This window comes from Serratia sp. T13T92, assembly GCF_047530105.1.
GTDB lineage: Bacteria > Pseudomonadota > Gammaproteobacteria > Enterobacterales > Enterobacteriaceae > Chania > Chania fonticola.
The window spans coordinates 1-24,468 of record NZ_JBLJAK010000049.1; the positions used below are offsets into that span (position 1 = coordinate 1).

Genomic DNA, 24,468 nt, shown 5'->3' on the forward strand with positions numbered 1-24,468 from the left:
AGTGCAGATGCAGTGTCTGCTTGCGGCGACAGCGCAAAATATGAAGAAGATGGCGCTGCTGGCGCTTCTTTATGCTGTTTATAAGTGGCTGAAAGGGCTTATGGAAGGACAGGAGCCCCATAGAGGCACTCAGAAAAAGCGAAAAGCAGTGTGGTGGGAAAATATCGCGATCGCGACCTACGGTCGCTAAAAACAACGAACCCCATCAAAATAATGGGGTTCGTCATCAGTCTGAATGGGCCAGCATGCTGGCCCACTTCGATTACTGCTTGATCTTCACCGTATTGAACACGCCAGCCGCTACACTTTGAGACTGCTGCTGGTTATCCGCTGGCAGCGTGATTTGCAGGGTCAGTTGCTTACCGTCTGGCAGCATAGCGAGCAGCACGCCAGAGTAGGCTTTTTGGCCTGCGACGGTGATCACGGTATCCAGTTGGCGCATTGGCGTGCCGTTAATTTCAACCGCTTTATTGGTAATGACCTGCAGGTTGGCATCGCGGGAGTGTTGCTGCTCTTCCATGCGCTTGGCCAGGGTGTCCAGATCGCCCGCTGCCTTGTCGGCAACGATCACGATCACCGCACGCTGGTTTGTGCTGTCGGCATAGATGTGCACGTTAGTTGGCTGGTTGGTCAGCTTATCGCTCTGATCGGCCAAACCGTTTGGCAGGGTAAAGGTCAGCTTGCCATCCAATAAACTCACCTGTTGCCCGGTTGGGACGCTGGCTGCTGCGCTGCCTGCGGGGGCATTAGTGTCTTTGGTGGCGCTATCACAGGCTGCCAGGCCAAGCACTAACAGGCCGATACCCATCAATTTTGTTACTTTACGCATCTGGTGTTCCTTATTCCTTTGCAGATAGAGTTGGTTGACCGTATGGCTAGATGTCACAGGTTTTTTTTAAGTAATAGACGATACTCGTCTACTTCGCCTTTCTTTTCTAGAGCGAAAATCTGATATTCGTGGTTAATGAGCATTATTAGAGCATGGCGCGGAACGGTTTGTGGGTTTTTAACGCCTTGTGAACGCGGCTGAACGGGCGCAGCATGCAGCGCCCCTACGGTCTAACATGTGTGACCCCCCTGAAAATTCAGCAACAATGCCCCCTTGGTCGTCAATTTGATTAACTCCCAACGTAGGGTGAGGGGGCCAGTGCGGAGTCCTGGTCAGGCGCAGAAGTTACTCTTTGGCAAACTGCTGACAAACGCCTCCAGACTCAAAACGTAGGGGCGCGGCATGCTGCGCCCGTCAATTAACTCAGTTGAAACCGGTTGGCGGGTTGGCGTTCTGCCAGGCGTTTGAGCAGCATATTGAGCAGTACCCCGTACATCGGCAGGAAGAACACCAGGCAGATCAGCACTTTGAAGCTGTAATCCACCAGCGCGATTTCCACCCAGTTGGCGGCCATAAAGGGATCGCTGCTTTTGTAGAAGGCGATAAAGAAGAAGGCCAGGGTATCGCTGATATTGCCCAGGAACATGGCCGCGGCGGGGGCAACCCACCAGGCGCTGCGTTGGCGTAGGCGGTTGAACACCTGCACGTCCAGGATCTGGCCCAGCACGTAGGCCATAAAGCTGGCGGCGGCGATACGCGCCACAAACAGGTTGAAGCTGGTCAAGGCGGCAAAACCCTGCCACTCGCCCTGGAAAGTGACGGTGGAGATCACATAGGAGATAAACAGCGCCGGGACCATCACGGCAAGGATAATCCTGCGTGCCAGCGGGGCACCGAAGATCCGCACTGTCAGGTCAGTGGCCAGGAAGATAAACGGAAAAGTGAAGGCACCCCAGGTGGTGTGAAAGCCGAAAATGCTGATCGGCAACTGCACCAGGTAGTTGCTGGAAGTAATGATGGCGATGTGGAATAGCGATAGCCAGACCAACGCGATTAAGCGTTGTCGATCGGTAAACGAATACATAATGTAGCCTTTTTGAGTGTGGGGTGAGGGAACCCATTGTTAACTGCGCGGCACATGGTACGCGTTTGGGCATTCAATGCAATGGTTAAATTTAACGCAAACGTTAACGTATCTTGCGCAGAAAAACTACCGGCGTAAACTAGCGGGTAATCAGATCCGGCGAGGGTTCGCCGATCGTTTTAGATCGAGAGAGATGTATGACTGACATTTTTGCCCAGGCAGACCAGACGCTAGACGCTCTGGGGCTGCGCTGTCCGGAACCGGTCATGATGGTGCGCAAAACCGTGCGCCATATGGATAACGGTAAAACCTTGCTGATTATCGCCGACGATCCGGCCACCACCCGTGACATCCCGGGCTTTTGCCGCTTTATGGAACATACGCTGGTGGCCCAGGAAACCGAGCAGGCCCCGTATCGCTATCTGCTGCGCAAAGGGCTCGAGAGTTAATCACCAAGCGGTAGCTTAACGTTTCTGCAGTATCTGCCGTGCGTCCTGTGCGCTCGCGTGTAACGCCAACCCACTAAAATCCTCTGGGCGATAATAATGCGCCGGGGCTGGCAAGTTGTGCATGGAATCCCCTGGCCAGAGTTGCAGCTCCGCCAGTTTCGCCAGCGTTAATCCCTCAATCTGTAGCGGCAACGTCAGGCGTTGTGGAGCGGCATACTCGAAGGGGGGCTGATTGGGCAGGCGATTGCTGCTGGTGGTGTAATCCCGTTTTAGGACTAAAAATTTCTCCGGTACTCGGCGGTGGCTGTCCCACCAGTCGCCGTCAATGCCGTCAAACTGCCGCTGGGTTTCGGTGATCGAAACGGCGACAAGCTGGTGCAATGCCTCGGGTAGCAGTGTCTCCATTGCGCTGTTGTAACTGGCAACGGATACCGCGCGCCCTTGCAAGATAGCGTCGATCGCCAACCTTGCCCCTAGCAGGTTGGAATACAAATCCTCTGGCGTAAAGGCCGAAATCTCTTCAGGAAATCCGGGCACCGATTGGTAGCCATACCACTGTGCCACTTCATGCCATGCCGCCATCTGGAAGGCGAGTTCCCCGGCCAGATAAGCCGCTAACGTATAGCGTTGGGCAGCTTCTTGCGGTGGGGTGAAGGCGTTCAGTTGTATACGACGCTTTGCCAATTCCGGGCCAAGATCGAGTGTCCATTGCTGGCCCAGCTTAGGCAACAACTGGCTGAACAGGAACAGGGTATTGTCGGCGGTATCGCGAACGTGAGCGATGTCGATAAATCCCCCACGATAGGTGTAGACCAATCCCAATTGCTCACTGCCCAACCCCATCAAGTTGCCGACGGCATTGAAAGCGCTGTCATTATAGTGATGTGCGCCAAGGCGATCGGCGTCTACGACGTTACCCAATTGATAAAACGGCACCGGGATGCCTAACGCCTGTACTTTGAGGTTATAGCCAAAGGCGCAGCAAGGGCGCAAACCATCTGGTGGCGAGAGTGGCTTGGTCACTGGCCAGGCAAGAGGGCTCTGACGGGTAGGTTGCGAGGCGATCAGCGTTTCCAGAGCCTTGGCCGGCAGTATGGGGCTAAGCAGCAGCAAAAATATCAGCGCAACAAAACGCATTAAAAAGCTTCTCCTACCTGAAAATAAAACCCGTTACTTTCACGCCCGACCCCAAAATCGAGCCGTACGTTCATCCGCGGTTTGAATTCAAAACGGTAGCCAGCCCCCACCGTCGGCAACCAAGGCCCTTGGCCCAGATCACCGGTTTTGTGACTTAGGGTTCCGGCTCCTGCCCAAAGAACATAACCGTGCCGCCAGTTCAATTTGCGGCGATATTCAACCTGGCCGCTGAACGTATTCCTGTCGCGATAACGTCCTTGGTAATAGCCTCGCATCCGTTTGTCGTCACCCAGTTCAGATAATCTGTCCCAGGGGACATCGCCAGTGGTCAGACGGCTGTAGACATCAAGTGCCAATACGCTCTTCTCACTCAGACTGTAATAGGCGTTGTATTGGCCTTCAAGGGTATTGAAGCGGCTATCGCCGCCAAATTCTGGCGCGAAATAGGTGTCGCTCAGGCTGAGAAACTGGCCACGGCTGGCATTAGAAACGAAATCACGCGTATCGTAGCTTAACGAGCCACTGATCCCTGAACTGATCGATGAGGTGCCCGCTGCTTGAGCTTTGAACAGGCTGCTCTCTCCCCCATCGGGATCGCTGGCGTGCGTTGAAGAAAAATCCCAGCCAACTCCCGCGTAGGTGGCATTGGCAATAAGATACAGCAGCTCTGGCGCTATCTGGAAAGATTGCTGGGTATATTTATCCTTATTGCCGTCGTGACGCCCGGCTTGATAACCGGTGCCCCAGAAATAGGTGGGCATATTATTCAGGGAGCCGCTGGCAAAGAAGCGCCATTGGTCGTTAGCGAAAAAGCTGTAGTTTTCAAAGCCAACGCCGAAGGCACCGGTACTGCTGAAAAAGCCCTTTAGCGCCAGCGTCGAATTTTGGCTGACGCTATCAAGGCTGTCTGGCCGGTACATGCCCACGACAGCGGTGCCGATGCCAAGACCGAGTTCTGGGGTATAAAACGGGCCGGGCAACACACCCCAATCGATGGTTTTACTGCTGTCGAAATGATTGTCTGAACCCAGAGGGGCTAACATCCCATCAACTTGCTGACGTGACAGCAAAGCGGCATGGGCGCAGGACAGCAGAGCGAGCAGGGGCAGCGTCAGGTAGCGAAGCGGTATCGCCATCAGAAGCGATATTCACCTGAGACCATAAAGCTGTTGCGTTGGCTAAAGCCAAATTCGGTCAACAGGTTGAAATGCTGCGTGACCTCATATTGTGCACCCAGCAGCACATTCCAAGGTGATTGCAGATGCTGCTTCACGTCGAAACGGCCTTCTCCTTTCTGATTGGCGATGGCGATCAGGGGCTGAAGCGCTGCGGGCATCTGCAAATCAGACAGGCTGCCTCTGAACTCCTGCTGCACATCCTGGTACATGCTGCCGACCCACAGGTTCAGATTGCTTTGGCCTTGGATACCGGGCACTTGGAAGCGGTAGCCGACACGGGGTGTCACCGTCAGTGCCGAAATTTGGCCGTCAAGGATATTGAAACTGGTACGGGTATAGTTGGTATCGAGTGTGGTGAACCAGTTCTCATAGCCCCCGGCTAGCGTGACGCCTGCGCCGTAAGTGGTGCCTTTAAAATCGAGCTTGAAGTCCAGATCGCGCAGTTGCCCGCTTTGGTTCAGACTGTGCACGGCAGAAGCGATGATACGATCCAGTCCTTTGTATTTACTGGGATCGGCGTCCACGGAGACCTGAGACAACGAACTGCCTTTGGTATGGCCAACAATGCCGTAAACGTTGAGGAATGGGAGCAGCCAGGTGTCCAGACGCATGGTTTCCGTTTTGCTCTGTTCGCGGGTTTTGCCAACGCCGATGTTGAACAAATCCGACGGAATGGCGAGCGAACCCAGGCCTAGTCCGGAAAAATTGATACTCTCGACATCGATATTCTGCCGTATGTTCATGTAGTTGACGCCAATACCGAACGGCTCTGGCAGCTCATAGCCGCGGGCTCGAGCCTCATCCCCCCAAATCGGCAACATACGATGTTCTGGTTGGGGCGCTGTCGTTGGTGCGTTATGTTGGGCGGTTGGTATCGCCGCACCTTGGGTGAAGGGTGGGCGTTTTGCTTCATCAATGAGCTGTGCGGTAGCGGCGGCATCAGGCTGTTGCGCCAGAGCCAGGGAAGGAATGAAGGTAACGACGATCAGATTCAGGATGTTATAAGAATGCAGTGGTTTCATTAACTCGACCATTACCCTGATAAATTCATAGAATTTATAGGTATGTAGTGTAAAGGTGCTTGGAGAATATATTAAAGTCCTGTGGCTTATAGGGGCATTAAGTGCGTCTTGGTCGTGCTATTTTTCAGGTAAGAACGTCAGGGCACAGTGGGTTGCGCCCTGACGATAGAATGGTCTTACTGACGTTTTTTCAACAGCCGTAAGGCGTTGGCGGTCACCAGCGCGGTTGCCCCAGAGTCTGCCAATACGGCCAGCCACAGGCCGGTCATCCCCAGCAGGGTGGTGACAAGGAAAATCGCTTTCAGCCCAAGCGCAATGGTAATGTTCTGGCGAATATTGGCGTGTGTAGCGCGGGAGATGCGGATCATCTCGGCAACGCCGGTCAACCGGTTGTGCGTCAGCGCGGCATCCGCCGTTTCCAATGCCACGTCGGTACCGCTCCCCATCGCAATGCCAATGCTGGCGGCCTTCATTGCCGGGGCATCGTTGATACCGTCGCCGATCATGGCGGTAGGTTGCAGCTTGCTCAGCTCGGTTACCGCGTTCACTTTGTCTTCCGGCATTAACCCGGCGCGGTAATCGATCCCCAATTCATTGGCAATGGCGGCCGCTGCGCGTGGGTTATCACCCGTGAGCATCACGCCACGAACGCCTAACTGCGCCAACTCGGCAATCGCCTGCTTAGCGTCGCTACGCAAGGTGTCACGCAACGCCAGCAAACCGATAGGCTGCCCGTCCTCTAACACCACCACTGCGGTTTTACCCGCCGTTTCCAGCGTCTCAACCTGGCTGCGCCATTCGCTGCTCAACTGGCTTTCCGTCAACTTGCCCGGAGCGCTGATCAGGATAGTTTTACCGTCAACCTTCCCCTCAACCCCAATACCCGCCAGAGCCCGGCGGCCTTCGGCCAGTGGCAATGCGGCCCCGTTTTCCGCTGCGCGGTTGACGATCGCCTGTGCCAATGGGTGGTGTGAACCCGCTTCGACAGCCGCTGCGATGGCCAGCAGTTGCTGCTCGCTGAGGCCAGCTGCTGGCAGCACATCGGTCACCGTCGGTTTGCCTTCGGTCAGCGTACCGGTTTTGTCGAACGCGATGGTCTGCACCTGGCCCAACTGTTCCAATGCCGCACCACCTTTAATCAGCGCACCTCGGCGTGTGGCCGCCGCAAGGCCAGAGGTGATGGCCGCTGGCGTAGAGATCACCAAGGCACACGGACAACCGATCAGCAGCAAGGTCAGACCCCGGTAGATCCACATCTCCCAAGGTTCGGCAAACAGCAGCGGTGGCACCAGGATCACCGCCACGGCCAGCAGCATGATCGCCGGGGTGTAGTAACGGCTGAAGCGATCGAGGAAGCGTTCAATCGGTGCCCGACGCTCTTCGGCCTCTTCAATCAGCTGCAGGATACGGTCAATGGCATTTTTGCCCGGCTCGGAAGTGACCTTCATCTGCGCGGCCTGATCGACGGACAGGCTGCCAGCGGCCACTTTCTGACCCTGTTGGCGCTCTACCGGCACGGATTCACCGGTTAAAGCGCTTTCGTCAAAGCTGGCGAACGGGTTTAGCAATTCGGCATCGGCAGGCAAGCGGCCACCGGGCGCGATCTCTATCACGTCACCGGGGCGCAGGCTGGCCACCGGCACGCGTTTACGTACGCTGCCCTGGATAAGCAGAGCATCTTCCGGCACCAACTCCATCAATGCCTTCACGCCACGGCGTGCACGATTGGCCGCGTAGGATTCCAGCAGTTCCCCCACCATAAACAACAGCAGTACCATGGCCGCTTCGGCGGTGGCACCGATAAACAGCGCACCGATGGCGGCAACGCTCATCAGGGTTTCTATGGCGAACGGAGTGCCTGACCGAATCAGCCGCAAGGCTTTGCTGGCAATCGGCACCAGGCCGACCAAGGTGGTGGCGATGAAGGCAATTTCGCCCAGCCGTGGGTTGAAGAAGTCGAGAACCCAACTGAGTACCATCAGCGCGGAGAGCAGTATCAGAGGGCCGTATTCACCAAACCGGGAGGCTTCCGGCTCATCGCCTTGTGCCGCCGGGGTAGTTCCCAACAGGGTAAAGCCAGCCTGTTTTACCGCGTCCTGGATCCGCATGCTGACGTCGGATTGGGCATCCACCACCAGTTTTTCCGTGGCAAACAGCACGCGAGCGCTGTCGACGCCGGGGATCGACGTCACGGCATTTTCGATTTTCTTGGCACAGCTCGGGCAATCCATGCCGGTGACTTTCCAACTGAAACGCTGGCTGCCGGAAGGGGGAACGGCAGCCAGCCTGTCGCTTTCCTCATCCGGGTCGTCGGGGCCATCGCTACTGCAACAGCTGGTGCCGTGCTCATGGGCCGCTTGATGGTCATGGGCAGCAGTTGCTCCCACTGGGTTTTTTTCAGTGCTACAGCCATGCTGGGTTTTGGCATGGTCATGACTACAGCCACAGCCGTGATCGTGACTATGTTCTTGATGCTGATGCTCTTGGTGATTATGTGATTTATGAGTCTGCATAGCGCCCCCTTCAGGCAATCCAATATCATCTCAACCAGCACTCTACACCTTGGAGCTGACTCCAGAGTCAAGCGCGATATGAGAATTATTGTTAATTGCAGGGGGGCTACGGATCCGGTTGCCCGAATCCGTAGCCTGCCATTACAGATATAGCGAGCGGACGATGAGGAAATGCCCGGAGAAGTAGCAGAAGGCGACCACGGCATCTGCCGCGCGGAAGGTAAAGCGGTAGCGGTTCAGCAGCCAGACGATATTGGCCAACAGCAGCAGCGAGGTACCCGCTAGCAACGAGAAGCCAAAGTCGGTACTGCGCAGGAAATATTGTTCCCCCGCCAGCCACACCATCAGCAGCGTCATGGCGACCAGCGTGGCGATCGGCCAGCGCATCTCTTCCAACCGGCTCCAGATGATGGCCAGCAGCAGCGCGCCAATTATCAGCAGCACCAGCGGCAAGGGCCAGAACAGGCTGAAGGTCATCTGGCTGGCAAAGCTCAGGGTATACAGCAGGTGTGAGAGGAAGAAAGCGCCGATGGCGTAAAGCACCCGCTCACGTGGCAACAGCAGCAAGGCGTCACCCGCCAGCGTTGCCAACAGGCCCAAAACGATCAGGTAACCCGCAGGGCCCAATACCGGAGCCTGCCAGGCCAATAACAGCAACAGCAGCAAGGTGACCGGTTTAAACACCCAGCGCTGCCAGCGCGGGCCGCGGTAGGAGGCATCAACGAACAACCAACCGGAAAAAAATACGGCAAGGAACGGCCAACTCATATGTCTTCCTTATTTATGATAGGAGCCGGGATAACCAACTCCAGGTTGTCACTTTCTCAGTGTAAGCAGCGCGCGTGGGTTCGACAATGCTTTCTTCTGAATGCTATGTTTACGCGGTTTTAGGCGTGAATGAAATTCGCCGGGTAAAAAAAGGAAAACCGTCAATGAGTAAGCCACCGTTGTTCTTTGTTGCCGTGATCGCGCTGATTGCGGTGTTGGCGACTCGCCAATACCTCAACAAACGCCGCCAGGATGCGGATAATGACCGCCAGCCGGTGCGTACATTACAGGTGGAGGTCAGCGCCAAGCGTGAGTTCCCCTCGCCGAATCGTCGTTCGCGTCAGCGGGAAAATATCGTGGTGGAAGATATGCGTTACGAAGTGTACTTCCGTCCGTTGACGGGCGGCAGCGAGATCAAAATACCGTTGCCGCAGCAGCAATATAATCAGATAGATAAAGGCGCTCAGGGTACGCTGAGCCTGCAGGGCACCCGCTTTATCTCCTTCACGGCGCAGAAGTCGTAGGGGCGCCGCATGCTGCGCCCGTTAAAAGGCTATTTTTTCTTCAGTGGCGGCTGCTTTTTCTGCCAGTCCAGCAGCTCAAACACGCCAAAAATAAAGATCTTGGTTTCCAGCCAGCGGCTGATGGGCTGATCTTTCGGTTGGGTGGATTTCAGTAGCACCAGCTGTAGGCCGTGCATCACTACCATAAAGAACAAGGCTACGTTGATGAAGTAGGTCAGCGGCTTGGGGTACGGGTGAAACAGGTTGGTGAGCAGAAAGCCCCACACGCACAGCATCAGCAGACGGCCCAGATTAATCAGCATGTTCGGTTTTCTCTTCAAGAGTGCGGAGATAAAGGCGGTAGGCTACCTGGCCGGCGACCTTCTCGCGGTGTAGTGTCCAAGTCGCAGGAACATCGGTGGCGGCGCTTTCAGCTTCGGCCTCGACGTAAATCCAGGCCTCGTTCGCTAACCAGCCCTGTTGTTCCAACAGCGTGACGGTATCGGCCAGCAACCCTTTGCGGAACGGGGGATCGAGAAACACCACGTCAAAAGGTTGCCCGTTGCCTGCCAGCCAGGTCAAAGCGTTGGTATTCACGACGCTGCCATTGCCTTGCAACAGCGCCAGGTTTTTCCCCAGCTGTTGGGCTACTGACCGTTCGTATTCCAGCAGCGTGGCGCTTTCGGCATAGCGCGACAAGGCTTCCAACCCCAACGCACCGCTACCCGCGAAGCAGTCCAGACAGCGAGCCCCACGGATCACCGGGGCTAACCAGTTGAACAAGGTTTCGCGTACGCGGTCGGTGGTTGGCCGCAGACCTTCGCTGTTGGGCACCGGCAGTTTGCGCCCGCGCCATTGGCCGCCGATGATGCGGATCTGGCCAGCGGAGGCCGTCTGCGGTTTTTTGAGCGCGCCGCGCGGTGGTTGTTTTGCCATAAAGAGTCTTAATCAGTTGCGGGGTTAACGAAAAGTTACCGCTATTCTATACCCAATCGTTAATAAGTTGCAGCCCGTAGGCGATGGGGCGCAGTGTAGGCCGGGGGGGACAGCAAAACTACCTCTATGAAAGCATTGCCGATGCGTGTTGCTGTGCCAGGGAAAGTGATAGACTCGGCGAATTAAATTTTCGCATTTGCAAGCCATTGGTACGGAGTAGGGTCAGAACATGGCAAAAGATAAAAAACGTGGGTTTTTCTCCTGGCTGGGCTTCGGCCAGAAGGAAGAAGAGCAGCAACAACCTGAATCTGCCGTAGAACCGGCGGAACAGCAGGCCGCAGAAACCCCGGCTGCCCCCAAACTGGACGATAAGCTTCCTCCCCAGGAATCTGCACCAGCCGCCACCAAAGATACCCCAGGGGAGTGGGATAGCAGCCTGAGCGGCGAGCCTATCACCGAAAATATCCTGCCGCTGGATGAACACCACGCTGAGCCGGTAGCGATCGAAGAAGTTACCGTAGCGCAACAGCCTGAGCTGCAAGCAGAAGAACCAGAGCTGATTGAAGCGATTATCGAGGCGCCTGCAGAAATTATCGAGCCAGAGCCGGAAGTGATTGAAGCGGTTATCGAAGTGCCTGCTGAGATTATCGAGCCAGAGCCGGAAGTGATTGAAGCGGTAATCGAAGCGCCTGCCGAGATTATCGAACCTGAGCCAGAAGTGATTGAAGCGGTAATCGAAGCGCCTGCCGAGATTATCGAACCTGAGCCAGAGGTGATTGAAGCGGTAATCGAAGTGCCTGCCGAAATTATCGAGCCTGAGCCAGAGGTGATTGAAGAGGTTATCGAGCCAGAACTGGAACCTGAACAGCCTGAGCTGCTGGCTCCGGCGGTAACGCAAGAACAAGAGCGCCCTAGCAAAGAAGGCTTCTTCGCCCGTCTTAAACGCAGCCTGCTGAAAACCAAACAGAACCTGGGCTCCGGTTTTATCGGCCTGTTCCGCGGCAAGAAGATCGACGACGATCTGTTCGAAGAGCTGGAAGAACAGCTGTTAATCGCCGACGTTGGTGTAGAAACCACTCGTAAAATCATTGAGTCTCTTACTCTGCACGCCAGCCGTAAGCAGCTGAAAGACGCCGAATCGCTGTATGGCAAACTGAAAGAAGAGATGGCGGAAATTCTCGCCAAGGTGGATCAGCCACTGGATGTCGGTGGCAAAACGCCGTTCGTGATCCTGATGGTTGGCGTCAACGGCGTGGGTAAAACCACCACCATCGGCAAGCTGGCGCGTCAGTTCCAGGCCGAAGGTAAATCGGTGATGCTGGCCGCAGGCGACACTTTCCGCGCCGCAGCGGTTGAGCAGTTGCAGGTCTGGGGCGAACGTAACCGCATTCCGGTCATCGCTCAGCATACCGGTGCCGACTCCGCTTCGGTGATCTTCGACGCGGTGCAGGCGGCTAAAGCCCGTAATATCGATGTGCTGATCGCCGATACCGCCGGTCGCCTGCAGAACAAGGCGCACCTGATGGAAGAGCTGAAGAAGATCGTGCGGGTGATGAAAAAACTGGACGAGCAGGCCCCCCATGAGGTTATGCTGACTCTGGATGCCAGCACCGGACAAAATGCGGTTAACCAGGCGAAATTATTTAATGAAGCCGTGGGCCTGACCGGCATAACGCTGACTAAACTGGACGGTACCGCCAAAGGCGGGGTGATCTTCTCCATCGCCGATCAGTTTACTATCCCGATCCGTTACATCGGCGTTGGTGAAGGCATCGAAGATTTGCGGCCGTTTAAGGCTGATGACTTTATTGAGGCACTTTTTGCCCGAGAGGATTGATACGGATGATTCGCTTTGAACAGGTCAGTAAAGCTTATCTGGGCGGACGGCAAGCCCTGCAGGGGGTAGATTTTCATCTACGTCCGGCGGAGATGGCGTTTCTGACCGGCCATTCCGGCGCGGGGAAAAGTACCCTGCTGAAACTGATTTGTGGGATTGAGCGGCCAAGCGCCGGTCATATCTGGTTTGGCGGGCATGACATCAGCCGGTTGAAAAACCGCGAGGTGCCTTTCCTGCGCCGCCAGATCGGCATGATTTTCCAGGATCACCATCTGCTGCTGGATCGTACGGTGTATGACAACGTGGCGATGCCGCTGGTCATCGCCGGAGCCAGTACCGAAGATATCCGTCGCCGCGTTTCGGCTGCGCTGGACAAGGTCGGGCTGCTGGATAAAGCGAAGAACTTCCCCATTCAGCTTTCCGGTGGTGAGCAGCAACGCGTTGGCATTGCCCGCGCGGTGGTGAACAAGCCAGCGGTGCTGTTGGCGGATGAACCGACCGGTAACCTGGACGACGCCCTGTCGGAAGGGATCCTGCGCCTGTTTGAAGAATTTAACCGCGTTGGGGTGACGGTGCTGATGGCAACCCACGACACCGGGCTGATCGCCCGGCGCAATTACCGCATCCTGACGCTGAGCCAGGGCCGTATGGTAGGGGGGGCACAGCATGGCGAATAATGCAAAAACCGCCAAGAGCAAGGCACTGCGCGGTGGCTGGCGTGAACAGTGGCGCTATGCCTGGATGAACGCCATTGCCGATATGCTGCGCCAACCGCTGGCAACGCTGCTGACCGTGATGGTCATCGCCATCTCTCTGACGCTGCCGAGCGTTTGCTACATCGTCTGGAAGAACGTCAGTACCGCGGCGACACAGTGGTACCCAACGCCACAGCTGACGGTGTATCTGGATAAATCCCTCGACGATGACGCGGCGGTCAAAGTACTGGATGCCATCAAGGCCGAGGCCGGGGTGGAGAAGGTGAACTATCTGTCGCGTGAAGAGGCGCGGGGCGAGTTCCGCAACTGGTCTGGTTTTGGTGGCGCGCTGGATATGCTGGAAGAAAACCCACTGCCAGCCGTGGCGATTGTTACGCCGCAGATGAGTTTCCAGAGTTCCGATACGCTCACCACCCTGCGCGATCGCGTGGCGGCGGTGCAGGGCGTAGATGAAGTCAGGATGGACGACAGCTGGTTTGCCCGCCTGGCGGCGCTGACCGGGTTAGTGGGCCAGGTGGCCTTGATGATCGGCATACTGATGGTGGTGGCGGTGTTCCTGGTGATTGGTAACAGCGTGCGTCTGAGCATCTTCAGCCGTCGCGATACCATCAACGTGATGAAACTGATCGGTGCTACCGACGGCTTTATCCTGCGGCCATTCCTCAACGGTGGTGCAATGCTCGGCTTCTTCGGCGCGCTGTTGTCGCTGGTTCTATCTGGTGCACTGGTGTGGAAGCTGGAGTCGGTAGTGACCAACGTGGCGAAGGTATTTGGCACCACCTTTACCCTGCATGGCCTGGGTTGGGATGAGGCGCTGTTGCTGCTGCTGATTTCGGCGATGATCGGCTGGATTGCCGCCTGGTTGGCCACCGTGCAACATTTACGCCGATTTACACCACAATAGTGAATTTTTGGTATACTCTTCTCCTGCTGCGGCCCGGTTGCCGTGCTGCGGGAGAAGAGCTGCCAGACCTCAACATCTCCGATCTCTTCTCAAACGCACAAATTCCCAATCAACCTGAGCTTGCATGACGTATTGTCGTGTGCACTGTGTGTGAAAAACGGTGAACTTTTGGGGTTGAGCACGGTCCAAATCTGCAGCAAATGTTTAGGTGCCCGGCGTGTGGACCCGCTTTTGCAACAGCAACTGCCGCAAGATCAATAGCTCCCCGCCGTGAAATCACCTGCATGACCAGTTTTATCAAGAGAGGGTTTTGAATGACCAAAGAAATGCGCACTTTAGCCTTAGTCCCACAGGGCAGCTTGGAAGCCTACCTGCGGGCAGCCAACACCTATCCGATGCTGACGGCAGAGGAAGAGCGGGAACTGGCTGAACGGCTGCATTATCAGGGCGATCTGGAAGCAGCTAAGCAGCTCATCCTGTCTCACCTGCGCTTTGTCGCTCATATTGCCCGTAACTATTCAGGGTACGGTTTGCCGGTGGCAGATCTTATCCAGGAAGGTAATATCGGCCTGATGAAGGCCGTGCGTCGCTTCAACCCAGAGGTTGGCGTACGTCTGGTGTCCTTTGCGGTGCATTGGATCAAGGCAGAAATTCACGAATACGTGCTGCGTAACTGGCGTATCGTCAAAGTGGCGACCACCAAGGCACAGCGCAAGCTGTTCTTCAACCTGCGTAAAACCAAGCAGCGTCTGGGCTGGTTCAATCAGGATGAAGTGGAGCTGGTCGCGCGCGAGCTGGGTGTCACCAGCAAAGACGTGCGTGAGATGGAGTCGCGCATGGCGGCACAGGACATGACCTTTGACCCAACGCCGGAAGACGAAGGGCGTGACGGTCATGCCATGGCCCCGATGCTCTACCTGCAAGATAAAAGCTCGGACTTTGCCGAAGGGATCGAAGAAGATAACTGGGAAAGCAACGCCGCAGACAAACTGGCCTACGCGCTGGAAGGTCTGGACGAGCGTAGCCAGCATATCATTCGCGCCCGTTGGTTGGACGACGACAACAAGTCCACCCTGCAGGAGCTGGCCGATCAGTACGGCGTTTCCGCCGAGCGTGTACGCCAGTTGGAAAAGAACGCCATGAAGAAACTGAAGATGGCGATCGAAGCCTGATACCGATAGCGCTTAACGCTCGAAAAGCCCGGCTTGCCGGGCTTTTCTGTTTTTGTCACACGGCTTTACCCCTCACCCCAGCCCTCTCCCACTGTATGCCCGAGGGCGTCATAAACACTTGTGTGGGGGAGAGGGAGCTAGCCCGGAGCCTCAGTTAGATGCAGGAGATAACTTGTAGCACGCTAATACCTGCTTCTGTGGGGAAGGGGGCGATAGGGGGCAGCAGAACAAACTCAGAGATTAATTTGTGGCACGGGCGGTCCCCTCTCCCTGTGGGAGAGGGTTAGGGTGAGGGGTCGGTTCACTAGTTGGCTGCGGTATCAAACTCCGGTGCCGGGCAGTTGTAACCAAACTTGGTTCCCCACTCAAACTGGGTGCCGTTCTTGATATAACGCTGATACAGCGCCCGGCCGGTCTTGGCGTCGCGGGCTATCACCCAACCAGCGGCATTACACAGCACGGCAGCGTAGGCCTGGCTTTTCGGTGGCAGCAGATCGGCGGCCTTTTGCGCCAGATCCACCGCCTGCCAGCGGTAATGCAGGAAGCGGTTATCCGCATCTGGCAACGATTTCTTGGCCCGCGCCGCTTCCGCCGCGCTGATCCAACTCTTGTCTTTGATATCCTTGGTGTTGAAAGCATCCCCCAGATAGGAATACCCCGCGCCATAAATATTGTAATCCGGCGTCATTTCGTAACCGGTGAAATCCAACCCCTGCGAGCGCAACAGCGCCGCCGCCTGATAGTAGCTTTTGGCGCGTGCGTTCTTATCTGCCGATTTATCCTTCGCCGCTTTCATCAGGTTGGCAAAGTCCTGCGCCGCTTGGCGATAGTTCGGAATGGCAAAGTAGTTCACCGCCTCCTCATAGCGGCCAGCGCGCATCATGCGCCGTGCCAGCAATTCACGCAGTTGAACCTCTTGGGTGATCCGCTCGCCATTGTATTCATCGGGTTTGACCGGCTTGAGCGGCGTGGTGGGCGCTGGTGCATGCTTATCCACAAAGCCTTTCAGCTCATCGACCGTCAGCACCCGCTCGGCGATATCCGCCACGTCTGCCCAGTAGTTTTCTTTACCGCGATACATCAGGTCCATCGCTTGCAGATAGTCGCCACGGTTCAGCGCCAGAATGGCCTGCTCGCCGGCAACTCGGCAATCCGGCACGATCATTTCGGCTGCGAAGTCTTCGTTACGCTGCTCCCCCCAGCTTTCATCCGTAGGGAATGCGGCTGCGGCTTTGGCATAGGCGGCAGTGGCGGCTTTCACATCACCATCACGCAAGGCCATTTTGGCACGTAACCACCAGGCTAAACCGCCATCACCCGCATTTTTCAGCAGGTTGGCCGCCATGGCATATTGCCCGGAACGATAGGCCAGCGCCGCCAGCCGGTCGCTACCGGTGAAACCACTTTTAACCGAGTCATTCAGCAGCGTCAGGGTCTGATTGACAAGCTGTTTGGCGCCGGTCTCACCGTTAATGATGCCGGACATCTCCAGGTTACTGCTGCGGGCGAACAGCTCAATGGTGACCAACTGCTGCACCAACGGATCGTGAATGGCCTGTTTTAACGCCTCCACATGCTGCGGGTTGACCATATAGGTGGAGATATACTGCAGCGAGAGACCACCATCGGGATCGCCTTGGGCGGCCTGCTGAGCATATAGCTGTGCCGCCGGAGCGATTTCCCCGAGCCACAAATGAATACGTGCTTGCTGGCCCAGGCTACTAAGAGCCAGTTGATCGGGATCGGCGGTGCCACTTTTCACCTGGTCGATCACCTGTTGGAAGGCGGCCAAGGCCTGCTCAAGCTGTGCTTTCTCCGGATGTTTCACCACCGGCTCGCTACCGGATTCGTTTTCCGGCGTGCCATGATCGCCCATCAGCAGGCGGCCAAGCGAGTATTGTGCCCGTAACCCCCATGCTTCCTGCTCGGCGGCTGGCAACGCCAACACCTGCTGGAAATATTGCGACGCCCGGGGATCTTCTGCGGCAAAAGCCACTGCCCCCAGCGTATATAAGCGCGCGGCATTAGATAGCCCTTGCGCATTCACCGCGTCGGCTTCTTCAACGGTCTGGGTTGCCCGCATCTGGGCAATGGCTTGCTGTTCCGGCGAGAGGGGCATTGGTTTTGGCGGTGTCGCCGGAGCCGGAGCCTGCCAGCGTGGCAGCTGCGGGTCTACCGGCACCAGACGGGTGGCTTCGAAAGCGAAGTTGCCCTCAGGCATATACAGCAGGGTGCCGTTGCGGTTAACCAGCAGGCGGTTGGGGAAGTCTGGCCCACAGGCCTGGCCGCTCAGCGGCACCAGCAATGCCGCAGCGATCAGTGATGCTAACGGCAGCGCACGGCGACGGTGCCCTGTTGTGTGCAAATCAAGGTATGACATGGGTGCCTCCTGGCGTGATCTGTTGGCAGCGTAGCCAGCCCAAGGGGCGTGATTGCCCTGCTCGTAGCTGATCGCCGCTAATGCGGATAAAGCGTTGGGGGGCCGATGGCGTTGCCAACTGGTAATGGCCTACCGCGTCGGCGGCCAGGCAACCTTCGGCCTGAATGTGGATCTCACGCGGTAACGGTGCATCCACCGGTCCCTGATTCTCGATAATCAAATCATACAGCCCATTTTGCTGTGGCTGCGGCAAAAATTTTACCTGCCAGTTGGCGAGCAATGGCTGCTGTTGGATCACTGCCCGTAGCGTAGCCATCGACCAGGCGCGGCGATCGTTTTCCAGCGGCAGGCGGAACCAGATAATGCCGCGCAGATGTGGCAGTGGGCGTTGTGCGAGCTGCTGCAAGAAATCGGCAACCTGTTGCGGTGCTACAGTCAATTCCTGGATTTTGCCAGCCACGCGCTGCGAGACTTCGCTCTCAACCAGAGCCCCCTGGGCATCGAACCCTAGCAGAGCCATGCCGTAGGCTGGCAGGGCGATACGGAAGGGTTTAGGGCTAAGGCGCGCGTACTGGCGTGTCCACTCCTGCGCCAACCGGCCGTCGAATAAACCTTGTGTGGGGGAGAGCACCGCATGCACCTGAAGCACCGAGCTGTCTACCTGTTGCAGTACGCCAGGCAGCGCTGGGGAGCCGATCCAGGCGGGCAGGGCGGTGATGCCTAGCTGTAATGAAGAGGGAAGCCGTTGGCGCAGTTGGCGCAGGAATTGTTGATATTTGGGCAGCCGTGCGGTAGCGGCGTCATGGTCGATCTCCACGCCAATCACCGGTAAACCGGCCGCCTGCCAGCGTTGCAGCTGTTGCTGCAGACGTGCATAGATGGCGGCCTCATCCAACTGCATCAGTTGCCCGTCTACCCGCACTACCAGCCATAGCGGGCGGCCATCCTGTTTCAGCAGGGCGGTATTGACCGTGATGTCCCGGAAACCCTCACGAGGATGCACCTGCAAACCCAACACGCGCAGGGTAGTAAACAGGTCACGGCTGGCATCCAACGCCTCGGCATGCTGAGGTGTCCACACCCTTTGCCAAACGTAGGCCTGCTGATCCCAAGGTTGATGAAGATTCATGGCCTGGTAGCGCCCTGCAAACCAGGCCATGACTGCGAGCAGCATAATGACGATCAGAGCTATCCAACGTTTCATTTTTGCCAGCAATCGCCCTGAGCCTGGAAGCCGCAGGCACGCATAAAGTTGCCGACCTCGCCTCGTTCACGTGCGGCCAACCCGGCTGTATCCAGTTGCCAATGTTGCACCTGTGGTAATTGGCGTTGGGTATCTTCCATCAGATACAGCCCCACGCCACGGCGGCGTGTCACTTCGCGCACCAGCAGATCGTGCAATTGGGCGCTCTGGCCCGCTATCTCGATTTTTACCGCCCCCAGCAGCCGTTCGTTAAAACGGGCGGCAAACAGTGCTTTACCCTCCTCCAGCCAGCTTAGCCACTGCTCAGGCTGTTGATGTGGCCAGATTTTACCAAGGTCGATAAGGTCTTGTGGGGATAAGCTGGTCAAGCGTTCAATGGTCAGTTTCATGCCGGATTTCCGCACCGATAAGGGATGTCGACAGTGTAATGGATCTTGCACAGAGCGTTGTGTAAGTTTTTCTATACGAGGTCTGCGTGAAATGTTTTTTGCTGCGGGCATTTTCCGAGTAAACGGTTAGTTAATGGCATGTTAACCAGCACATCGCGCTGTTCCTTGCGCTAAACGGCGCAGATTTAATCCGGATTTTATCCTGTTTACACCGCTTGTTTCTGGTGCTGGGAGTTGCTTTGCAGAAGAAAACTCCTGTTTAATGGCATGAAAAATAAAGTCTTATTAGAAAATATTGTCGCGAATCCACCTAAATCATTATTACTTATAGATAAAAGCGATTTACCGGTGTTTTGCAAGCCACAGTCAGTTGGCCGTTACTTGCAATCTGCCGGGTAGAAACAATGATTAGGTGTGACAAATACAACAGAAACACTCACAACGACAGATGGGGAATATGCGGATGAAATTAACAAAGGGTAAAGCGCTGCTGGCCGGTTGTATCGCGATGGCTATCGGCCATGTCGCTGTGGCAAAAGACATCAAGATTGCCGTAGTGGGCGCCATGTCCGGCCCGGTGGCGCAGTATGGTGATATGGAGTTCACCGGTGCGCGTCAGGCGATTGCCGATATCAACGCCAAAGGCGGTATCAAGGGCGATAAGCTGGTGGCGGTAGAGTATGACGATGCCTGTGACCCGAAACAGGCGGTAGCGGTAGCCAACAAGGTCATCAATGACGGCATTCGTTACGTGATCGGCCACCTGTGCTCTTCTTCGACCCAGCCAGCCTCCGACATCTATGAAGATGAAGGCGTGATCATGATCACCCCGGCGGCGACCAACGCCGATCTGACCACCCGTGGTTACAAGATGATCATGCGCACCACCGGCCTGGATTCCGATCAAGGCCCAACGGCTGCCAGCTACATCCTCAACGAAATCAAGCCCAAGCGTATCGCTGTGGTCCACGACAAGCAGCAATACGGTGAAGGCCTGGCGCGTTCAGTGCGTGACAGCCTGAAAAAGCAGGGTACCGACGTAGTGCTGTTTGAAGGTATCACCGCTGGGGATAAAGATTTCTCTACCTTGGTAGCTCGTCTGAAGAAAGAAAACGTCGATTTCGTCTATTTCGGCGGTTACTACCCGGAGATGGGGCAGATCCTGCGTCAGGCCAAACAGGCGGGCATGACTACTCGCTTCATGGGGCCAGAAGGTGTGGGTAACTCCTCGCTGTCCAACATCGCCGGTGCCGCGTCTGAAGGCATGCTGGTGACGCTGCCAAAACGTTACGATCAGGTGCCAGCCAACCAGCCGGTGGTTGATGCACTAAAAGCCAAGAAGCTGGATCCGACAGGGCCATTTGTCTGGACCACCTATGCAGCACTGCAATCGCTGGTCACCGGGATGGAGCGCAGCGGTAGCCAGGAACCGGCAGATATCGTCAAAGATCTGAAAACCGGCCAACCGGTGGCAACCGTGATGGGGCCACTGAGCTGGGATGATAAAGGCGATCTGAAAGGCTTCGAGTTCGGGGTGTTTGAATGGCATGCCGACGGCTCATCAACGCCGATAAAATAAGCCAGTTTAAGGTGGCCTCTGCGTTTTTTGGGCGCGGAGGACACCTTGACAGCAAAATCTACAAACCGGGTATTCCCGGTGCCTGCAACGTCAGCAGGCCGTTGGGCCGCTCTTTGTCGGCCAGTACAACACCTTAGAAGGTCAGAGTATGTCAGAGCAGTTTCTCTATTTTCTGCAGCAGATGTTCAACGGCGTGACGCTGGGCAGCACCTATGCATTGATCGCCATCGGTTACACCATGGTCTACGGCATTATCGGCATGATCAACTTCGCCCACGGCGAGGTATATATGATCGGCAGCTATGTCTCCTTTATCGTGATCGCCGCCCTGATGATGATCGGCATCGACGTGGGTTGGCTGCTGATCGGCGCAGCGTTCCTGGTGTCGATCGTGATTGCCAGCGCCTATGGCTGGAGCATCGAGCGGGTGGCCTACAAACCGGTGCGCAGCTCCAAGCGCCTGATTGCGCTGATCTCCGCCATCGGGATGTCGATATTCCTGCAAAACTACGTCAGCCTGACGCAGGGTTCGCGTGATGTGGCGCTGCCAAGCCTGGTCACCGGCCAATGGGTGTTGGGTGAGAGCAACGGCTTTGCCGCGACCATCAGCACCATGCAGCTCATCATCTGGGTGGTCACCTTCCTGGCGATGCTGGCACTGACGATGTTTATCCGTTATTCGCGTATGGGCCGCGCCTGCCGTGCCTGTGCGGAAGATTTGAAGATGGCCAGCTTGCTGGGTATCAATACCGACCGGGTGATTTCGCTCACCTTCGTGATCGGCGCGGTGATGGCGGCGGTGGCGGGCGTGCTACTCGGCCAGTTCTACGGCGTGATCAACCCTTACATCGGCTTTATGGCCGGGATGAAAGCCTTCACCGCGGCGGTACTGGGCGGGATTGGTAGCATTCCTGGGGCGATGATCGGTGGGCTGGTGCTGGGCGTGGCTGAAGCGCTCACCTCGGCCTATCTGAGCACCGAATACAAAGACGCGGTGTCCTTCGCCTTGCTGATTGTGGTGTTGCTGGTGATGCCAACCGGCATCCTTGGGCGTCCGGAGGTTGAGAAAGTATGAAACTCGGTCTGCTTAACGCCTGTATTGCCACGCTCGTCCTGTTTGTCATGGCCTCCTTCCTGATGGGGATGCAACTGAGCCTCGACGGTACCAAGCTGGTGGTGCACGGTGCTGCCGAAGTGCGCTGGATGTGGATTGGTATCGGTTGTGTGGTGGTGTTCTTCTTCCAACTGCTGCGTCCGCTGATGCAGCATGGGATGAAGAAAATCTCCGGCCCGTCGTTCGTATTACCCAGCTTTGACGGTTCCACCATGCGCCAGAAGGTGCTGGCAGCGGCGATCATCATTGCCGCCGTCATCTGGCCGTTCCTGGTATCGCGCGGCACGGTGGATATTGCCACCCTGACGCTGATCTACGTGATGCTGGGGCTGGGCCTGAACGTGGTGGTCGGCCTTTCCGGCCTGTTGGTGCTGGGTTACGGCGGCTTTTACGCCATCGGTGCTTATACCTACGCATTGCTGAACCATTACTACGGCCTGGGGTTCTGGGAAAGCCTGCCGCTGGCGGGGATTGTCACCGCCATCTTCGGCTTCCTGCTTGGTTTCCCGGTATTACGCCTGCGGGGAGACTATCTGGCGATCGTCACGCTCGGCTTTGGTGAAATCGTCCGTATTCTGCTGCTGAACAACACCGAAATTACCGGCGGGCCGAACGGCATCAGCCAGATCCCGAAACCTACCTTTTTTGGTCTGGAGTTTAACCGCAGTGCTCGCGATGGCGGCTGGGATACCTTCCATAACTTCTTTGGCCTGAAATACGATCCCAGTGACCGCATCGTGTTCCTCTACCTGGTAGCGCTGCTGCTGGTGATATTGACGCTGTTTGTGATTAACCGCCTGCTACGCATGCCGCTGGGCCGTGCCTGGGAAGCGTTGCGCGAAGATGAAATCGCCTGCCGTTCACTGGGCTTGAGCCCGACCAAAATCAAACTGACCGCCTTCACCATCAGTGCCGCCTTTGCCGGTTTCGCCGGTACGCTGTTTGCCGCACGTCAGGGGTTTGTCAGCCCGGAATCTTTCACCTTTGTGGAGTCGGCCTTTGTGCTGGCGATCGTGGTGTTGGGCGGCATGGGCTCACAGTTTGCGGTGATCCTGGCGGCGATCCTGCTGGTAGTGTCCCGTGAGATGATGCGCGATCTGAATGAATACAGCATGTTGCTGCTAGGGGCGCTGATGGTATTGATGATGATTTGGCGGCCACAGGGGCTGCTGCCGATGAAACGCCCGCAGTTGAAGCTGAAAGTGGCTGATATCAAAGCCGTGAAGGGGGAGCAGGCATGAGTACTCAACCTTTACTGGCGGTAGCCGGGCTTTCGATGCGTTTTGGCGGTTTGCTGGCGGTAAACAACGTCGCGCTGGAACTGCATCAAGGTGAGATTGTTTCGTTGATTGGCCCGAACGGCGCAGGCAAGACCACGGTGTTCAACTGCCTGACCGGGTTCTATCGCCCGACCAGCGGCACCATCAAACTGCGCGATCGCCATCTGGAAGGGCTTTCAGGCCAGACTATTGCCCGCATGGGCGTGGTGCGCACTTTCCAGCACGTGCGGCTGTTCCGCGAAATGACGGTGATTGAAAACCTGCTGGTGGCCCAACATCAGCATCTGAAAAGTGGCGTGTTTGCCGGTTTGCTGAAAACCCCGGCGTTCCGCCGTGCAGAGGCCGATGCGCTGGAGCGTGCGGCGGTGTGGCTGGAGCGTGTGGGTCTTTTAGACATGGCTAACCGTTCGGCGGGTAATCTGGCCTATGGCCAGCAGCGTCGGCTGGAGATCGCCCGCTGCATGGTAACGCGCCCGGAACTATTGATGCTGGATGAACCGGCGGCGGGCCTGAACCCGAAAGAAACCGATGAGCTGGATCACCTGATCGTCGAGCTGCGTGACCAGCACCAGGTGTCGGTGCTGTTGATTGAGCACGATATGAAACTGGTGATGGGGATTTCCGATCGCATCTACGTGGTGAATCAGGGAACGCCGTTGGCGCAAGGCACACCGGCAGAAATCCGCAATAACCCGGACGTGATCCGGGCCTATCTGGGCGAATAAGCATATGTTGTCATTTAATCAGGTTTCCGCCCATTACGGCAAAATTCAGGCGCTGCACCAGGTCAGCCTGAACATTCAACAGGGGGAGATTGTCACCCTGATCGGCGCCAACGGTGCTGGTAAAACCACCCTGCTCGGCACGCTATGCGGCGACCCAAGGGCCAGCGAAGGGTCCATCACCTTGATGGATCAGGACATCACCCAGTGGCAGACAGCGCGCATCATGCGCGAGGCCGTGGCGATCGTACCGGAAGGGCGGCGGGTGTTCTCACGCATGACGGTGGAAGAGAACTTGGCGATGGGCGGTTTCTTTGCCGATCGCGAGCAGTATCATCAACGCATAGAGCGGGTATTTACCCTGTTTCCACGTCTGCTGGAGCGCCGTAGCCAGCGCTCTGGCACCATGTCAGGTGGCGAGCAGCAGATGCTGGCGATTGGCCGTGCGCTGATGAGCCAGCCCAAGTTGCTGCTGTTGGACGAGCCTTCACTCGGGCTGGCCCCCATCATCATCCAGCAGATTTTTGACATCATCCAACAGCTGCGCGAAGAGGGGATGACCATCTTCCTGGTGGAACAAAACGCCAACCAGGCGCTAAAACTGGCAGATCGTGGTTATGTGCTGGAAAACGGCCGCGTGGTGTTGGAAGATACGGGGGCCGCATTATTAGCAAACGAAGCAGTGCGGTCAGCATACCTGGGTGGTTAAACCATGGGTAATTGCCATAGGGCGCACTGAGTGGCGCCCCTAT

24 protein-coding genes are annotated in these 24,468 nt (G+C 56.6%); 12 read left to right on the forward strand and 12 right to left on the reverse strand.

Annotated elements, in window-relative coordinates; translation table 11 throughout:
• Positions 1–190: hypothetical protein (locus ACMV5I_RS25420; protein WP_414825538.1), on the forward strand; the 190-nt coding region annotated here is incomplete at its 5' end.
• 72 nt (positions 191–262) lie between these two features.
• On the opposite strand, the gene ACMV5I_RS25425 is transcribed toward ACMV5I_RS25420, so the two are convergent.
• Complete coding sequence (locus ACMV5I_RS25425; RefSeq protein ID WP_021181515.1) at positions 263–829, reverse strand: DcrB family lipoprotein; 567 nt, start codon at positions 827–829, stop codon at positions 263–265.
• A 418-nt stretch (positions 830–1,247) separates the two neighbouring features.
• Complete coding sequence (locus ACMV5I_RS25430) at positions 1,248–1,913, reverse strand: 7-cyano-7-deazaguanine/7-aminomethyl-7-deazaguanine transporter (RefSeq protein WP_024484648.1); 666 nt, start codon at positions 1,911–1,913, stop codon at positions 1,248–1,250.
• 197 nt (positions 1,914–2,110) lie between these two features.
• On the opposite strand from ACMV5I_RS25430, the gene tusA reads away from it, so the two are divergent.
• Positions 2,111–2,362 (forward strand): sulfurtransferase TusA, encoded by a 252-nt coding sequence (gene tusA / locus ACMV5I_RS25435; protein WP_024484647.1) that lies wholly within the window; start codon positions 2,111–2,113, stop codon positions 2,360–2,362.
• A 15-nt stretch (positions 2,363–2,377) separates the two neighbouring features.
• On the opposite strand, the gene ACMV5I_RS25440 is transcribed toward tusA, so the two are convergent.
• The 5 genes from ACMV5I_RS25440 to ACMV5I_RS25460 form a co-directional block, all read right to left on the reverse strand.
• On the reverse strand, positions 2,378–3,499 hold the full coding sequence (locus ACMV5I_RS25440) for a DUF4056 domain-containing protein (protein ID WP_414825539.1): 1,122 nt from the start codon (positions 3,497–3,499) through the stop codon (positions 2,378–2,380).
• Positions 3,499–4,635 carry a BamA/TamA family outer membrane protein gene (locus ACMV5I_RS25445; RefSeq protein ID WP_414825540.1) on the reverse strand — a complete coding sequence of 379 codons (1,137 nt, stop codon included), beginning with the start codon at positions 4,633–4,635 and terminating at the stop codon, positions 3,499–3,501. The genes ACMV5I_RS25440 and ACMV5I_RS25445 overlap by 1 nt, the downstream gene beginning before the upstream one ends.
• Positions 4,635–5,498, reverse strand: coding sequence for a hypothetical protein (locus ACMV5I_RS25450; protein WP_414825546.1), 864 nt, complete (start codon positions 5,496–5,498; stop codon positions 4,635–4,637). Before ACMV5I_RS25450 ends, ACMV5I_RS25445 begins: the two co-directional genes overlap by 1 nt.
• Positions 5,499–5,875: 377 nt before the next feature.
• Complete coding sequence (locus ACMV5I_RS25455) at positions 5,876–8,212, reverse strand: zinc/cadmium/mercury/lead-transporting ATPase (protein ID WP_414825541.1); 2,337 nt, start codon at positions 8,210–8,212, stop codon at positions 5,876–5,878.
• Positions 8,213–8,353: 141 nt separating this feature from the next.
• Complete coding sequence (locus tag ACMV5I_RS25460) at positions 8,354–8,980, reverse strand: lysoplasmalogenase (protein ID WP_024484642.1); 627 nt, start codon at positions 8,978–8,980, stop codon at positions 8,354–8,356.
• Positions 8,981–9,144: 164 nt separating this feature from the next.
• Between ACMV5I_RS25460 and ACMV5I_RS25465 the strand changes: the two genes are divergently transcribed.
• Complete coding sequence (locus ACMV5I_RS25465) at positions 9,145–9,504, forward strand: DUF2500 domain-containing protein (RefSeq protein WP_021181509.1); 360 nt, start codon at positions 9,145–9,147, stop codon at positions 9,502–9,504.
• A gap of 29 nt (positions 9,505–9,533) precedes the next feature.
• On the opposite strand, the gene ACMV5I_RS25470 is transcribed toward ACMV5I_RS25465, so the two are convergent.
• Both ACMV5I_RS25470 and rsmD read right to left on the reverse strand, forming a co-directional pair.
• Positions 9,534–9,806: a DUF1145 family protein gene (locus ACMV5I_RS25470; protein WP_021181508.1), complete on the reverse strand. Its 273-nt coding sequence runs from the start codon at positions 9,804–9,806 to the stop codon at positions 9,534–9,536.
• On the reverse strand, positions 9,796–10,419 hold the full coding sequence (gene rsmD, locus ACMV5I_RS25475; protein WP_024484640.1) for a 16S rRNA (guanine(966)-N(2))-methyltransferase: 624 nt from the start codon (positions 10,417–10,419) through the stop codon (positions 9,796–9,798). The genes ACMV5I_RS25470 and rsmD overlap by 11 nt, the downstream gene beginning before the upstream one ends.
• A 229-nt stretch (positions 10,420–10,648) precedes the next feature.
• Between rsmD and ftsY the strand changes: the two genes are divergently transcribed.
• The 4 genes from ftsY (at position 10,649) to rpoH (ending at position 15,048) form a co-directional block, all read left to right on the forward strand.
• The gene (gene ftsY, locus ACMV5I_RS25480) at positions 10,649–12,256 is read left to right on the forward strand and encodes a signal recognition particle-docking protein FtsY (protein ID WP_261147637.1); all 1,608 of its coding nucleotides are present in this window, start codon (positions 10,649–10,651) and stop codon (positions 12,254–12,256) included.
• A gap of 5 nt (positions 12,257–12,261) precedes the next feature.
• Complete coding sequence (gene ftsE, locus ACMV5I_RS25485; RefSeq protein WP_021181505.1) at positions 12,262–12,933, forward strand: cell division ATP-binding protein FtsE; 672 nt, start codon at positions 12,262–12,264, stop codon at positions 12,931–12,933.
• Positions 12,923–13,876: a permease-like cell division protein FtsX gene (gene ftsX, locus ACMV5I_RS25490; RefSeq protein ID WP_024484638.1), complete on the forward strand. Its 954-nt coding sequence runs from the start codon at positions 12,923–12,925 to the stop codon at positions 13,874–13,876. Before ftsE ends, ftsX begins: the two co-directional genes overlap by 11 nt.
• A 314-nt stretch (positions 13,877–14,190) precedes the next feature.
• Entirely contained in the window at positions 14,191–15,048 is an 858-nt protein-coding gene (gene rpoH, locus ACMV5I_RS25495) for an RNA polymerase sigma factor RpoH (protein WP_021181503.1), read from the forward strand.
• Between the two features lie 304 nt (positions 15,049–15,352).
• On the opposite strand, the gene ACMV5I_RS25500 is transcribed toward rpoH, so the two are convergent.
• The 3 genes from ACMV5I_RS25500 to panM are packed head-to-tail and all read right to left on the reverse strand — an operon-like array spanning position 15,353 to position 19,021.
• Entirely contained in the window at positions 15,353–17,428 is a 2,076-nt protein-coding gene (locus tag ACMV5I_RS25500) for a hypothetical protein (protein ID WP_414825542.1), read from the reverse strand.
• Positions 17,415–18,632: a DUF3142 domain-containing protein gene (locus tag ACMV5I_RS25505; protein WP_414825543.1), complete on the reverse strand. Its 1,218-nt coding sequence runs from the start codon at positions 18,630–18,632 to the stop codon at positions 17,415–17,417. The genes ACMV5I_RS25500 and ACMV5I_RS25505 overlap by 14 nt, the downstream gene beginning before the upstream one ends.
• Positions 18,629–19,021, reverse strand: coding sequence for an aspartate 1-decarboxylase autocleavage activator PanM (gene panM, locus ACMV5I_RS25510; RefSeq protein ID WP_024484635.1), 393 nt, complete (start codon positions 19,019–19,021; stop codon positions 18,629–18,631). Before panM ends, ACMV5I_RS25505 begins: the two co-directional genes overlap by 4 nt.
• A gap of 463 nt (positions 19,022–19,484) precedes the next feature.
• Between panM and ACMV5I_RS25515 the strand changes: the two genes are divergently transcribed.
• The 5 genes from ACMV5I_RS25515 to livF all read left to right on the forward strand — a co-directional run bounded on the left by ACMV5I_RS25515 (position 19,485) and on the right by livF (position 24,425).
• Positions 19,485–20,600 (forward strand): branched-chain amino acid ABC transporter substrate-binding protein, encoded by a 1,116-nt coding sequence (locus ACMV5I_RS25515; RefSeq protein WP_261147642.1) that lies wholly within the window; start codon positions 19,485–19,487, stop codon positions 20,598–20,600.
• 148 nt (positions 20,601–20,748) lie between these two features.
• Positions 20,749–21,675 carry a high-affinity branched-chain amino acid ABC transporter permease LivH gene (livH, locus tag ACMV5I_RS25520; RefSeq protein WP_024484633.1) on the forward strand — a complete coding sequence of 309 codons (927 nt, stop codon included), beginning with the start codon at positions 20,749–20,751 and terminating at the stop codon, positions 21,673–21,675.
• Positions 21,672–22,955 carry a high-affinity branched-chain amino acid ABC transporter permease LivM gene (locus ACMV5I_RS25525; RefSeq protein ID WP_174333905.1) on the forward strand — a complete coding sequence of 428 codons (1,284 nt, stop codon included), beginning with the start codon at positions 21,672–21,674 and terminating at the stop codon, positions 22,953–22,955. The genes livH and ACMV5I_RS25525 overlap by 4 nt, the downstream gene beginning before the upstream one ends.
• Complete coding sequence (gene livG, locus ACMV5I_RS25530) at positions 22,952–23,719, forward strand: high-affinity branched-chain amino acid ABC transporter ATP-binding protein LivG (protein ID WP_024484631.1); 768 nt, start codon at positions 22,952–22,954, stop codon at positions 23,717–23,719. The genes ACMV5I_RS25525 and livG overlap by 4 nt, the downstream gene beginning before the upstream one ends.
• Positions 23,720–23,723: 4 nt before the next feature.
• A complete protein-coding gene (livF, locus tag ACMV5I_RS25535) occupies positions 23,724–24,425 on the forward strand; it encodes a high-affinity branched-chain amino acid ABC transporter ATP-binding protein LivF (RefSeq protein WP_021807790.1) in 702 nt (233 codons plus the stop codon).
• Positions 24,426–24,468 lie beyond the last annotated feature (43 nt).